15 protein-coding genes and 1 pseudogene are annotated in these 13,459 nt (G+C 47.0%); 10 read left to right on the top strand and 6 right to left on the bottom strand.

The genetic code is table 11. The features are described from left to right. The first annotated feature begins 9 nt into the window (after positions 1–9). Together B5D63_RS28095 and B5D63_RS35515 are read left to right on the top strand one after the other, a co-directional pair. Positions 10–363, top strand: coding sequence for an ISAon1 family transposase N-terminal region protein (locus tag B5D63_RS28095; protein WP_235021641.1), 354 nt, complete (start codon positions 10–12; stop codon positions 361–363). A gap of 7 nt (positions 364–370) precedes the next feature. Next, a pseudogene (locus B5D63_RS35515) lies at positions 371–1,138 on the top strand (ISAon1 family transposase); the annotation flags it as partial. Between the two features lie 20 nt (positions 1,139–1,158). On the opposite strand, the gene B5D63_RS35895 reads toward B5D63_RS35515, so the two are convergent. Next, entirely contained in the window at positions 1,159–1,263 is a 105-nt protein-coding gene (locus B5D63_RS35895; protein ID WP_449384859.1) for a hypothetical protein, read from the bottom strand. A 318-nt stretch (positions 1,264–1,581) separates the two neighbouring features. Here B5D63_RS35895 and B5D63_RS28080 point away from each other — a divergent pair, with 318 nt between their 5' ends. Beyond that, positions 1,582–2,754 carry a hypothetical protein gene (locus tag B5D63_RS28080; protein WP_143313139.1) on the top strand — a complete coding sequence of 391 codons (1,173 nt, stop codon included), beginning with the start codon at positions 1,582–1,584 and terminating at the stop codon, positions 2,752–2,754. Between the two features lie 194 nt (positions 2,755–2,948). Further along, positions 2,949–5,348 (top strand): TonB-dependent receptor, encoded by a 2,400-nt coding sequence (locus B5D63_RS28075; RefSeq protein ID WP_078672183.1) that lies wholly within the window; start codon positions 2,949–2,951, stop codon positions 5,346–5,348. A 268-nt stretch (positions 5,349–5,616) separates the two neighbouring features. Here the strand turns inward: B5D63_RS28075 and B5D63_RS28070 are convergent, their stop codons facing one another. Continuing rightward, complete coding sequence (locus B5D63_RS28070) at positions 5,617–5,988, bottom strand: YdeI/OmpD-associated family protein (RefSeq protein WP_078672182.1); 372 nt, start codon at positions 5,986–5,988, stop codon at positions 5,617–5,619. Positions 5,989–5,990: 2 nt separating this feature from the next. Beyond that, complete coding sequence (locus B5D63_RS28065) at positions 5,991–6,416, bottom strand: VOC family protein (protein WP_078672181.1); 426 nt, start codon at positions 6,414–6,416, stop codon at positions 5,991–5,993. A gap of 177 nt (positions 6,417–6,593) precedes the next feature. Between B5D63_RS28065 and B5D63_RS28060 the strand changes: the two genes are divergently transcribed. Continuing rightward, positions 6,594–7,757: a hypothetical protein gene (locus B5D63_RS28060; RefSeq protein WP_143313137.1), complete on the top strand. Its 1,164-nt coding sequence runs from the start codon at positions 6,594–6,596 to the stop codon at positions 7,755–7,757. A gap of 73 nt (positions 7,758–7,830) precedes the next feature. Here B5D63_RS28060 and B5D63_RS28055 read toward each other — a convergent pair whose 3' ends face one another. After that, positions 7,831–8,955 carry a hypothetical protein gene (locus B5D63_RS28055; RefSeq protein WP_078672179.1) on the bottom strand — a complete coding sequence of 375 codons (1,125 nt, stop codon included), beginning with the start codon at positions 8,953–8,955 and terminating at the stop codon, positions 7,831–7,833. Positions 8,956–9,201: 246 nt separating this feature from the next. On the opposite strand from B5D63_RS28055, the gene B5D63_RS28050 reads away from it, so the two are divergent. The 5 genes from B5D63_RS28050 (at position 9,202) to B5D63_RS28030 (ending at position 12,152) form a co-directional block, all read left to right on the top strand. After that, positions 9,202–9,648, top strand: a complete 447-nt coding sequence (locus B5D63_RS28050; RefSeq protein ID WP_078672178.1) for an SRPBCC family protein — start codon at positions 9,202–9,204, stop codon at positions 9,646–9,648. 10 nt (positions 9,649–9,658) lie between these two features. Then, on the top strand, positions 9,659–10,480 hold the full coding sequence (locus tag B5D63_RS28045; protein WP_078672177.1) for an AraC family transcriptional regulator: 822 nt from the start codon (positions 9,659–9,661) through the stop codon (positions 10,478–10,480). Between the two features lie 63 nt (positions 10,481–10,543). Next, positions 10,544–10,909 (top strand): VOC family protein, encoded by a 366-nt coding sequence (locus B5D63_RS28040; RefSeq protein WP_078672176.1) that lies wholly within the window; start codon positions 10,544–10,546, stop codon positions 10,907–10,909. A gap of 69 nt (positions 10,910–10,978) precedes the next feature. After that, entirely contained in the window at positions 10,979–11,917 is a 939-nt protein-coding gene (locus B5D63_RS28035; protein ID WP_078672175.1) for a proline dehydrogenase family protein, read from the top strand. A 28-nt stretch (positions 11,918–11,945) separates the two neighbouring features. Beyond that, the gene (locus B5D63_RS28030; RefSeq protein ID WP_143313136.1) at positions 11,946–12,152 is read left to right on the top strand and encodes a hypothetical protein; all 207 of its coding nucleotides are present in this window, start codon (positions 11,946–11,948) and stop codon (positions 12,150–12,152) included. A 5-nt stretch (positions 12,153–12,157) separates the two neighbouring features. Here B5D63_RS28030 and B5D63_RS28025 read toward each other — a convergent pair whose 3' ends face one another. Then, positions 12,158–12,667, bottom strand: coding sequence for a VOC family protein (locus B5D63_RS28025; RefSeq protein ID WP_078672173.1), 510 nt, complete (start codon positions 12,665–12,667; stop codon positions 12,158–12,160). A 32-nt stretch (positions 12,668–12,699) separates the two neighbouring features. Then, entirely contained in the window at positions 12,700–13,149 is a 450-nt protein-coding gene (locus B5D63_RS28020; protein WP_078672172.1) for an SRPBCC family protein, read from the bottom strand. Positions 13,150–13,459: the final 310 nt, after the last annotated feature.

The raw sequence follows: 13,459 nt of genomic DNA, 5'->3' as shown, positions 1-13,459 counted from the left end.
TTGATAGCCGTGGATAAGAATTTTAGCCTTCTGATTGAGGCCCTGCTCCCAGAAGGGATTTTATATTATTTTGAGATAACTGATGCTTCTCAAAATGAGACTGAGATTAGTATTTATTTAGAAGAAAAGAATATTGTTCCCGCTGAGCATCAGCATAAAAAACTTCACGCCAAGGACTTCCTTCCCCCCGTTGCAGTTCAGGATTTTCCTATCCGCAGAAAGAAGGTTACTTTATATGTAAAACGCCGCCGGTGGGAGGTCGTAGCTACCGGAGAAACAGTAACAAGAGATTGGGAAATAGTAAAGAAAGGTACGCGAATGACGTTGGAGTTCGGTTACTTTTTAAAAGGATTACTTAGATAATCACCCTATCAGCCCCGTTCAGCTTGGCCATATCTACGGAGTTGACGGAAAACAGGTCGGTCAACAATACAAACATCATTTAAGTGATTTTTCCAGTTGGGAGCAGAAAGAACATGCTTCCCTGTGGATGCTTTTTGAACAAAACATTGGCCCTGCATTAAGTATAGACGAAACGGCCTTTTCCAGCGGGGAATTGTATACAATCGTCACCAACAAGCTGGCTAAAGGGCGTAAAGGCTCAATAGTGGCTATGATCAAGGTCACTCAGTCTGAATTTCTCAAAGAAATACTATTTAAAATCCGTAAGCGCCTACGCCAGAGAGTACAGGAAGTTACGATTGATATGTCTGGCAGCCTCAATAGCGCCGTTAAAGCCTGCTTCACCAACGCCCATAGGGTGATAGATCGCTTCCATGTGCAACACCTGGCTTTTGACGCAGTGCAGCAAATAAGAATAAAACATCGCTGGGAGGCCCTGGAACAGGAAAATCAGGAATATGAGCAAGCGAAACGGACAGCAATAAAGTATGAACCTTTCAGGCTACCCAATGGCGACACCGCTAAGCAGTTGTTAGCCGGAAGCAGATATTTGCTGTTTAAACATCCCAGACTATGGACCAGAATGCAGCAGCAGAGGGCGGAATTACTATTCAGCCACTATCCCCTCATTCATAAATCCTATCAACTATCCCTGCGTCTGGGTGAGGTTTACAGGCAGTGCAAGTGTAAAGAAGAGGCGTTTAAGAAACTGGCTTTGTGGTATAATGACGTAGAGGAATCAAGAGATCGGACCCATTATATCATCCTATTATTCACCGCCTGCGCCAACGCATCCGCAATACTCCCCACTTCTAACCGCTCAAATATCTTCCGTCGATAATATTTCACTGTATTCGGCACTACAAATATTTTTTCCGCAATATGGTTAATAGAAAGTCCCTGGGCCACTCAGGTAGCTGTGTATAAAAATCAAACCCAGCATTAGGTCGTCCGCAGTTATATCAAGGCCGAAGTAGTTGGCAAACAAAAATGATGAAGATTTTTTTTGTACTACCTTTACAAAGGTAACCGCCTGATTATATCATTTTTAAATCTGTTTCAAAACCGTCTGTATCTATAAAATAGCTGACATGTCATTAACCCGAAAGCCTGCGCGGCCTGTAGAAACCAGGCCACTTCGTTTCTCAGTTAAACATTACTTTTAAAATCATCTTATCTATGAAATTAACTTTTCGCTTATGCCATGTGTTCGTTCTTAGTTTGTTACTAACGACTATCTCTCATTACGCCCATGCCAGGGCAGCAGCACCCGTTGACACCGGCTGGGTGGGAATGGGCCCCACACAAGCCCCCGCCAGTCCTAATGACCCCTACTATTACAAACTGGTACAGGTAAATGGCAGCGCCTCACGTTATGCTACGGTGATCGAACTGGCTGTCAGTGGCGACGCCAACTTTTATGACCAGCAGGGTACCTACCAGATCAGGGTAGATAAGTTTGACGGAACGCCAGGCAGGTTTGACGGCCTTGAAATCCGGTGTGTTTCGGGAAACCCGGCGGCGGCCACTTTCTATGTATATAATGATGCGCTATGGCTTAAATCGAACTACAAATGGGGACTGATTGCTTACCGCACTCTGGCCCAGTTTCACGCTTCCCCCATTGTAGCAGCCCCCTACGCTCAGACGACGACCACGCCGGTAGGATTTTTAGCTACCACAAGCATCAATGGACTAAAATGCGATTTTGATAATAACCGCTTTTATCCGCTTCCCTATCAGGATATACAGGGGAATCTGTCCGTACCCGGAAACATAGGCGCGGGGGTAGTTCCTAATTATGCACTACATGTACTCTCACATGGTAACACGAACAAAGCAGCGGCGTATCTGTGGGGAGAAAACTATGGAACGGCCATAGGCACGCTCAATGCAACTGCGGCCAACTATGCCTTTGCGGTACTGAATAACGCTAAGGCCGACGGCTCCAGTGCACCGGGCGGCGGCAAGCCCCTGCTGTACGTAAGAGGCGATGGCAACGTAGGCATAGGCACCTCCGTGCCTCAGGCCAAGCTGGCGGTAAAAGGCGATATCTTTGCCCAAAGGATCAAAGTTACCCAAACCGGGTGGGCAGATTTCGTATTCCATCCCGAGTACAAACTGCCCGGATTACTGGAAGTAGAACGTTTTGTCAAAGAACACAGACATTTACCCGAAATCCCTTCCCAAAAAGAAATAGAACAAAATGGGCAGGACGTCGGTGACATGAATAAGAAACTACTACAGAAAATAGAGGAATTAACACTCTACCTGATCGAAATGAAAAAGGAGAATGAAGATTTAAGAAAACGGATGGAAGCAGTAGAAAAGAAACAGGATAGCAACCAGTAAACATGTTTGTCCGGTAACAAAAAAGCCCGTGCAGAGACATCGTTCTTTTTTGTTACCGGATTCCTTCCCCCATTGCCCATATTTTTTTTGTTTCACGGGAATACCCTATCTTTTTAGCCGGAAACCCGATCATGAGAAGATGCCCGGCAAAATAACCTTAATTGTTAATTACCAGAAGATAATTTAATCTTCCTATGTCTTTAAAGGCAATTAGCTTAGCATCCCTCCTCTTTTTAGCCTGGCTCCCAACCTGGGCGCAATACAGTCTACAAGGAATTGTGGCAGACAGCAATCATCAACTACTAACCAATATGCATATAGCATTGTCCGGGACGACTGGACAAGTTTATAATACCGTGACCGGGAAAGCAGGCCGGTTTGCTTTTGACAAACTGCCCCAGGGCACCTATACGCTGAAAGTGAACGGAATGGGATATAGTGCCGATAGTATGCAGATAAACCTGATCAAAGATACTTTTGTTACAGTAACATTAAAACCTGTTCCCACGGAACTGAAAGGCGCCACCATCATGGCCACCAAACCTGTATTTGAGAAAAAAATAGACCGATTTGTATTTAACGTGCAAAATACGGGTTTAGTGATTGGTAACAACGTTTGGGACGTATTAAAACAAACACCGCTTGTCAACGCCCGGGAATCCGGCACCTTATCAATTCTTGGATTACAGGGGGTATCCGTGTACATCAATAATCGCCGAAGTATTTTGAGTGGCCGCGACCTTCAGCAATATTTAAACAACCTGCCCGCGGATAATATAACGAGCATTGAGGTAATTACAGTACCCTCCAGTAAATATGAAGCCGGCAATCCCGGAGGTATCATTAATATCTTACTTAAGAAGGATGAATCCATTGGTTTAAACGGAAGTATAAACATAGCTGACAGGCAGGCCACCTATAATACGCCAGGCGGAGGTTTACAACTCAACTACCGCAACCGGAAGTTTGGCCAGCAACTGATGGTAAACGGCAGCTCACGGAGAGCTTATTTTTATAACGACAATGTCATCAACTACCTCGGAAATACCCAACAACAGGAGTTGATACACAATCAAACTATCAAAAAACCGGAAAACAGTATTGGCCTGTCCACGTCCGTGGATTATACCATTAATCCCTCGTCCGCATTAGGGGCCACCATCGACTTCAGAACAACCCATTCCAATGATTACAACAGCGGGTTTAATGAGATCAATGCCCCCGGTCAAAAACAACTATACACCAACACCAACCCGGAAACACGCAATACCAACTTTCTTTCGTTAAATCTTAACTACCAATACCTCGATAAGAAACATAAAAGGGAATTTGCAGTCAGCGCCGACTATTTCAATTATCAAAATAATCAGCAGGCCGAATTTTTCTCCTATAACAAGCAGACACCCGAGATAGTACATAACGGGAATCGTACCGACACCCGACAGTTGATTAACAACTACGCCATAAAAGCGGATTACAATCAGCTGGTCCTTAAGAATGTGAAAATGGAGACAGGTATACGGTTTTCCCATACCCGGACCAATAACCTTCTGGCTTTTGATAACTTTAGCAACGGCAACTGGATTCCCAATCACCTCCGGTCAAATGACTTCACGTACCAGGAATGGATCAGTGCAGCTTATATTTCACTATATAAAAAAATCAATAAGCACCTGGAGATAAAAGCAGGAGCGAGACTGGAACAAACGAACTTAAAGAACAGGCTTACAACCGCTAAAGAATTCCATGACCAGCACTATATAAATGTATTCCCTACCGCATATATCAATTACACTGTTAATGATAATAATACACTATCATTTTCAATGAAAAGCGATATCCGGCGCCCCGCGTATGCACAACTAAATCCTTTCATTTTTGTAATCAGCGACAAATATCTTGTGAAAGGAAATCCTGAATTAAGCCCCTCCAACAGCATTATGATGGAGCTGGCCTACACAATGTACCACGATTATATTTTTATGGCACGCTACACAAAAAGCACCCGCCTTTTTGAACAAATAGCAATCGTCATTCCTCCTGACACAACGCTGCTTGACAGGTTCAACTATGGCAACGCGGATAACTGGAGTTTAGTAAGTGTCATCAATAAGTCAATCATAAAAGAACGGTGGAAAATTAGCCTTTCCAATACCCTTACGTTGCAACGGCAACAGGTGGATGCCCCTCAAACTCATATCCGTACCAGAGATTACCTATACATGTGTAATCTTTCCCAGCAGTTCACCAATCTTTTCGGAAGCAAAATAGACGCCTCTATTAACGGGAGTTATTTTAGCAAGATGGTTACCGCCAACAGCGAAATCAGCGGCTTCGGAGAAGTCGGAATAGGTTTTACACGAAATATACCTGCACATAACCTGTCGGTATCTTTCTATGCAGGAGATATATTTAATACCCAGCGGCTAAAACATTTCTACACCACAAACGACCTTTCTGTGTCTGATATGACCGGATTCAGCGACACCCGTTACGTCAGACTTTCCATAGTTAAAAAAATAGGAAGCAATAAAGTTAAGACCGTTAGAAAAAAAGATCCGGGCAATAGCGAAGAGGCCAACAGAACAAGATAGCCAGACAGCATCATATTTAAGTAACCATTTAACCCGATTTGAATCCCTTAGACAACTCCGCATATCAGCGGACACAACACGGTAGTAGTTTGGTTGCCCACCGGTTAAGTACCGTTAAAAATGCCGATCAGATTATCGTATTGGAGGGAGGACAGCTATCTGAACAAGGTACCCATACCGAACTGGTCAGCAGCAGGAAAAAATATTTCGAACTGATACGAAACCAACTGGAATTAGGGCAATGAGGGCTCATTCCAGCTGGTTTACCTTATTCTTCCACCCACATCCCCGTACGCTTTGCCAGGTCGATCTTTTCCTGGCCCTGCGCTGTCATCAGTCCCGCCGCGATCATCCGGCCTGCCCGTTCGATATTAGGTTTGCTCCACTTGCTTTTTGCTTTGCGGGGTGTAAATGTCAGGTAGAAGCTTTCTTCATCCCGCTTTTTGGCTTTGCTGTCGATCCAGCCGAAGCACAGCGCTTCTTCTGTTGCTTCAATCAGGGAGACGCAGCGTACCTTGCTTTTTTTACGATATTGTATAAGCCATACACCTGCTTCCGCCTGGCTATTCTTCGCCAGCCACTTCCGCCATTCGGCCCTGGTGGGGGCATATACGGCTTGTCTTCCGTCAAGGGTTTCCATAGCTATAAATTATTTTTCTGTTGAAGAATTTCCTGGTAATGTGGGTTGGTCATGATACCGATAATATTTCCGAAGGGGTCTGTTACCGCTGCTGTAGCAAAGCCGCTTCCCTCCTGCCCGCGTTGGGTAATAGGCTCAAATACCGTGGCGCCCAGCGCTATCAGCCGGTCTAAAGTAGCTTTGATGTCATCCACATGCCAGTAGGTCACGGCGCCGCCGGTGTCTGCGGACCTGCCCGGAGGAGCGTACTGGCTGTCTATTACTCCCAGCTCATGCTGATAGTCGCCCAGACGGAACTCGAAATAGCCAGGCATGTCAAAATAGGGTGTTATGCCGAGGAATTCGGAATACCATTTTTTTGCTGCGGCGTGGTCGGCGGCGTAAAAGGTGAGTGTTGCCATGCCGCGTAATACTGATGAATGTGCCATATGGATAGTTTTTTGAATGATTGTTTAACAAAAATAGACCCCGGTTTTGACAACCTTATGTCAGCAGGGTCGGAAAAAATTTTAAAAATATCCGGAGATGAGGCTTTATCCTTTTTTTACTTTTCCTTTCCGTAGTGCCCTGAAAACCATTATTTTTACGCCAAACGTTAATCCATCATGAAAATTATATCCCTTACTGTGATAGCGCTCTGTAGCGCTGTATGTGCATTTTCCCAAACCTTGCAATCTATTACTGACAACGGAAACTACACCACTAAAAATGTCTGGATAGGCATGGCGCCGGCTGGCGGCGTAGCTGAAAACTGCCTGAACATCGGTGGTAAGATAAAACTATTGGGGCTGGCGCAGACCTATACTACCGGCGCCGATGGCAACCAGCCCACCATCTTTAGAAGTGGTATTGCTACAATGGCCTATCCGTTTAACGCCTTTGACAATCTTATTCTGCAAGCCGGTATACAAGGCAAAGATATTCTGTTTGTTACAGGCAGTACACCCAGGGAGCGGCTGGTCGTGAAGTCAGATGGTAACATTGGTATTGGCACCGCTTCACCGATTGCTCCCCTGGACATAGCCACCAGCACCAACACTTTCGGGCTGAAGATCGGGGACGCCGCCAAATCCAATATCCGGATAGCCGGTACTACCGAAGGCGCAGAAGGTTATGGGCTCATACAAACTTTTACCAATGGTACTACAGCAGGTGGTAACCTGGTGTTACAGCGGGATGGCAGCGGAAAGGTAGGCATCGGGCTTCCATCACCCCGATATGTGCTCCATACGGTCGCTTACAATAATTCCGGCGCCGCCGCAGCCTTGCTATGGGGACAACAATATGGTGTGATGATAGGCGTCGAAAACAACTCTCCCAACTACTATGCGTTGAATGTTGCCGGTAATGTCAGCCCTCTCGGTTCAGGCAACACCAACGAAGGTGCTAGAAGCCTGTTGTCTGTAAGGGCAGATGGGAATGTAGGTATAGGCACCCTCAATCCGGGCACGTATAAACTCGCGGTAGACGGCACCGTGGGCGCCAGGAGAATAAAGGTGACCCAGCAGACTTCCTGGGCTGATTTTGTGTTTCATGAAAACTACCGGCTGCCTTCCCTGCAGGAACTGGAGGGTTATATACAGCAACACAAACATCTCCCCGATGTGCCGACAGCGAAAGAAGTACAGGAAAACGGTATCGACATTGGCGATATGAACGCTACCCTGTTACAGAAAGTAGAGGAACTCACCCTGTATATCATCCAGCTGAATAAAAAGAATGAGGCACTGGAAAAGCGGGTGGCGGAGATGGAGAAACAAAAAAAATAAGCGATCTGTATTAAAAGATGATAAAAAAATAGCCGTTAATCAACCCGTTAACGGCTATTTTTATGATAGCTGATTACTTGGTGTTCATGCTGTTGATCAGCGCAATAAGTGTAGTAGCGCTAACCGGAGCAGGATTAAAAGTGACGGTAGTGTAGTTCTTACCGGCAGGAGGAGCAGCGATCGTTACTGTTTTCTGTTCGGCATAGAATTGACCGCCAATAGAAGAGATGGCCAGGAAAGTGCCACTCTGTCCAACCGGGATAGCGTTCTGATAGCTCAGGAAGCCCTCAAAACCAGCCGGTGGCGTGAAGATGGTATTGTAGAATTTGATGATGCTGTTAATACCAGTAGGTTTGAAGTACAGCATAGTAGGTTCCTCACCGCCAAAGCTGCTGCCGGTGGCCGGATTGTAATTGGAATTAAAATAGGCCAGCACAGTGGTTTTAGGATTAGGCAGGCTCATTAACCGGTCGCAGTTGGTCCACTTGATGAGGCTGTCCAGCCGGAAGTTGAGCGTACCGTTGGTACCGTCAAACAGCGCATAGGCAGAAGCCGGATTGGTTACCTGCTGCCAGTCCACCCCTTTATTGGCGCTCACGGTAGTAGACAGGGTAATAAACTGGTTTAAATAAGTATAACCGCTGGTATTAACGGTGATGGTGGTATCTCCGTTCCACATCGGGATACGCTGGGCGTCTGGTTTGGCAGGCACCTGTACCCTGATGGCGCTGTCTTTGCGCAATTTAAGCGGTGTGGTACCCTGTGAGGCGGCCACAAAAAACTCACCGAAAGATTCCAGCGGCGCACCGGTGTTAGTAGCGGTAGGCCTGTCCGCGAAGATCATACCGGAGGCATTGCTGATTTCCTTCACAGTAAACGTGATAGTGCCGGAAGCCGGGCTGCCGTCAGGCCTTACCAGTGCGTTACGGTAAATGGTATACTTCCTGCCGTTTTTAGTGGTAAAAGAAGCGTTCTCCTGGAGGCTTACGGTATAGCTTTCGTAGGCAGGCCCGTTGGCCCTCAGGAATGTGTGCAGTTTTAAACCGTCCGGATCCGGCGCTGGCGCAGCGGTGGCAGTGAGTTTTTCTTTTGAGGCGTCGGTAGGATCGGAAAAATCGTTTTTCAATTGCTTGGTACATGCACCGAGCAGCAGGAACACGGCAACGCCGCCTGCAACGTAGAAGGATTTAATGCTCATAGTTTTGACTTGAGGGAATTTAGGAATTGGGTTTCAAGTGATCAGTTATTGCAAAAGTGATTATTGGTTGAGCTATGAAATTACCATGTATAACTGCAGTGATAATTCAGATGGATAATTATTTTTATTTTATAGAGAAACCAGGGTGATATAGATCGTCAGGTGTCCGGATCACCCCCTGACTTTGTCCGGATTGCCTGCTGCGGGCATTGACCTAAAAAGGTACATTTGACAAAACAATTCGTTATGGCAAATATCTTACACCGCATAGGGATCAAAACTATGTCTATTGAGGAAGTATACCGTGCTTTAACCACCAGGGAAGGGCTCGCTGGCTGGTGGACCACCGACACGCGGGGCGAAGGTGATCAGACCGGAAACACCGTTATATTCCGGTTTGGTACAGACGGGTTTGATATGAAAGTAACAAACCTTCAATCGCCCGGCCTGGTAGAATGGGAAGTAATCGACGGCCCCCGGGAATGGATCGGCACTACCATCCGTTTCGAGCTGAAGCAGGACCGTGACTATGTCATTGTACTATTTAAGCACCTGGACTGGAAGGAACCTGTTGAGTTCATGCATCATTGCAGTACCAAATGGGCCATCTTCCTGATGAGCCTGAAATCGCTGGTAGAAACGGGGAAGGGACACCCTTTTCCTGATGACGTCAAAGTCGATAACTGGAATTAAAAAAAGCTCGATGACCTACGAGACTTTTCCGCCGCACCCTGATTTGAGCGCCTTCGTCAAATGTTACTGGACATTAGCGGTCCCAGCTGAAAAAGAAGCGCCCCGGCAGCGGGTGCTGCCGGACGGGTGCATCGAATTGTTTTTTATTCTGGGAGATGACATCCGGCGGTTTGTGTCGGAAGACACTTTTATTATCCAACCCCGTGAAATGGTGCTGGGACAAATTACGGAACCTTATTTCATACAACCCGCCGGGCATGTCCACTCTTTCGCGGTCCGTTTTTATCCTTACGGCTTTGCCAATTTTATTACACTACCTATTCAGCAGCTGGCCAATAAAGAAACACCGCTCGAACTGTTGTTCGGCCCGGAAATATCCGCTACGCTGACGCGGGACATCATCGACGCCTGCGATACCACGCAAAGGATACAGATCATCGAAACCTTCCTGATGAACAGGCTGAACCGCCAGGCAACGATCGACCAGGTCGTAAAATCGACGGTAGACGCCCTGCTACACAAAAAAGGCGGCACTTCCATCCATTCCATCCTGGAAGTGGACCTGTCCAAACGGCGACAGCTGGAACGGAAATTCCTGAAGCAGATCGGTATGAGCCCCAAACAGCTGGGTAAGGTCATACGGCTGCAAGCCGTATTGAAAATGTTGCTGCATGAACAGCCAGGCCATTTAACCAACATCGCCTATGAGCGCGACTATCACGACCAGGCTCACTTTATCAAGGACTTCAAAGAGTTTACGGGCGTAAGTCCCAGGTACTTTTTGAACGACGATTCCATGGCGCTTTCATCGCTGTTATATTCCCGGGACTAGTGTCGCAATTTTACAATTTGATGCCCACCGGGTACTGTAGTTTTGTCGAAAACTTCAGTAGACATGGAAAACTTCATTTCAATCGTGGAAATCCCCACCGGATCGTTTGCCCGTGCGGTAGCATTTTACCAGTCTGTTTTCAACATCGGGATCCGGGAGATAGATATGCAGGGAACGCAGATGGGATTGTTTCCCGGCGGCGGACCTGTGAATGTGGCCCTGATAAAGGGAGATGACTATAAGCCCTCCGCGATCGGCACGCTGGTTTACTTTAACGGCGGCGATGATCTGCAAAACGTACTCCATAAAGTTGAACCCGCCGGCGGCAGAGTGCTTCTGCCTAAAACGCTCATCGACGCGGAGAATGGCTTCTACGCCCTATTTACGGACACAGAAGGCAACAGGATGGGACTGCATTCTTACAAATAACTTCAGATACCGCTGCTAATGTCAATCAGGCGGATTATGCTTATCTTCAGCTTCTAAAATGCAAAACCAATGGATAAGTTATTAAGTATGGGCTCAATGGCTCTCAGGAAAGCGGCGTTAAACGAACAGGCAAAGGAATTTCTGCTGGAGAACGAAGTTTTGTTTAACGTATTAAAGAAGGCGGCTGACAGGTATATCGGCGGAGAAACGCTGGACGAAACAGTCCGCAAAGTAATGCAGCAAAACGGGAACGGCTTTAAATGCTCCATTGAGTTTATGGGCGAGAGTACCCGGAACGAGCACGAGGCGGCAGAAGCCACTACCGAATTTGTGAAGATCTGTCAGCAAATCAACCAGCAAAACCTGTATTCAACTGTCTCGCTGGACCTCTCCCATATCGGGCTGGCGGTTTCGGAAGACCTTTGTTACAACAACCTGATGACCATCTGCGCAGCAGCAACCAAAGGAAAAACAGAAGTAATTATCAGCGCGGAAGGCACCGAACGCACGGATGCCATCCTCCATACCTACAAACGCGCAGTAAAAGAATATAGCGACTTAGGTATCACCCTGCAGGCATACCTTTACCGTTCTAAAGATGATTTTGCCGAACTGCTGAAAACGCCTGGCCGCATCAGGATCGTCAAAGGCGCCTTTGAAACCGCTCCTCAGCTTTCCATGCCGAGAGGGGAAGCGCTGGATGAAGCGTACCTGGACTATGTAGCGCAACTGTTGTCCAACGGTCACCTGTGCTCCATTGCTACCCACCACGATAAAATACAACAGCAAGCCAAAGCGCTGGTCCATCAATATCATCCGGACAAAGACAAATACGAATTTGAGAGCCTGTATGGCATCCAGACCGAACAACTTGACAAACTAAAAGCAGAAGGTTATCCCACCAAATTGTATTTCGTGTATGGAAAGGAATGGTATCTGTATTTATGCAACCGGCTGGCAGAATATCCGATGAATATTTTCAGGGCGCTGAATGATATTGTTGGTTAATTCGACCCAGGTATACACAGAAATAGCGATGAACAACAATATCACTTTCTCTGAATCAAAATATTCCGTCAAATTTGACATTGAACACGGAACGTTCCTGCGGATACTACATACCATAGATAAATACTGCGATGAAGATGAGAGCGAACAGCAGGAAGAGCAAGACCCGGCGCCTGCCGATCATGTCGTTATGGAAGAAATGAAGAAAGCAGGGGAATTCCGAATACCGCCTTAAATGCCTTATCTCCCCTTCTTCATTTGTTCCACCACCGTCCATCCTTCCGGGGTGATGCCCATAATCTCTGTCACCACCCCAAGCGTTTTATAAGTATCGAAGAAAGCCATCCGGGCAATAGGGTGGTCCACTTCACTGATGACGGGGTAGCCCTGCTTTTGCAGTTCGTCGGTCACTCGCCCGAAGCCGCTTACCGGCAGCCGGAATGCCAGATGCTGTGTGCCGCCGGCTGGATATTGCGCAAGGTAATCATGGAACATGCTTTGCCCGGAAAGCGGCTGGACCAGTTCAATAAAAGTACCACCGTTATATGTCTGCGTGGTGAGCCATTCGGCAGCCACTACCTTTCCATGGTAGGTCATCGCCAGGTCCTGCGCACGGACATGTTCCGGTTCAGGAAAACCAGCAATGCCCAACGCCCCTGAGAGAAATTTCACCGCGGCATATATATCAGGCACCACCCAGCCTATTTGTGCCAGCTCCAGTCCGGCGATGGTTTCATTAATAGTGTTCATATCCGTTCCTTTAAAAGCGTATAGCCATGTGATCAGGCATCCGGTATCTGCGGTTCTACCAGTTTAGCCAGTTTCTCCAGTGATTCCTGCCAGCCCAGGTAACACATTTCCGGTGGTATCATCGCAGGAATCCCCTCCTGTGTAATCTTTATCTCCGTGCCGGCCACTGTTTTCCGTATCCAGACGGACGTGGTCATTTCCCCGGGCATATTGGGATCGTCGAACTGATCAGTATATTTCAGGAACTCATTGGGCTTTACTTCCAGGTAGGTGCCACCGAAAGAATGACCATTGCCCGTAGAGAAATTATGAAACGATGCTTTATGCGAACCGCCAGTCACCGCATTCAGTTCATGAACAGTGCAGAGATATCCGTAAGGAGGTAGCCATGCAGCCAGCGCCAGCGGCTCTGTAAAGGCGCGGAAAACTTTGTCGGGAGTAGTTTTCAGCATTCTGTGCAAGGAGACAGTATTATTTGCCATAAGATAGACTTTTGCTTCCTACTCGTGTGGCTTTTCGGCTCCGCCCGTTTTTGGTAGTGGTCGCTGCTCCACTTGTTTGCAGGTTGTTTTCAACACAACAAAGATGGGAATAAGATGGGAATAAGAAGGGGGCCGGATAAGACAATTTAAAGGGCTGTTTGCGACGGGAACCGGAAGCATATTGCTATCCTATAACTCCCTGACACCCTGCGCGCTATCTGTTGGCGAGCATCTATACATTTTTTGGCCGGATTTAAAAAAGGAGGTACTTTGCACCACCGAAAAAAATAGTGCACGCTATTCTTTTGCA

The organism is Chitinophaga eiseniae, from assembly GCF_900167135.1.
Classification (GTDB): Bacteria; Bacteroidota; Bacteroidia; order Chitinophagales; family Chitinophagaceae; genus Chitinophaga; species Chitinophaga eiseniae.
This window is presented reverse-complemented; position numbering and strand designations above follow the sequence as displayed.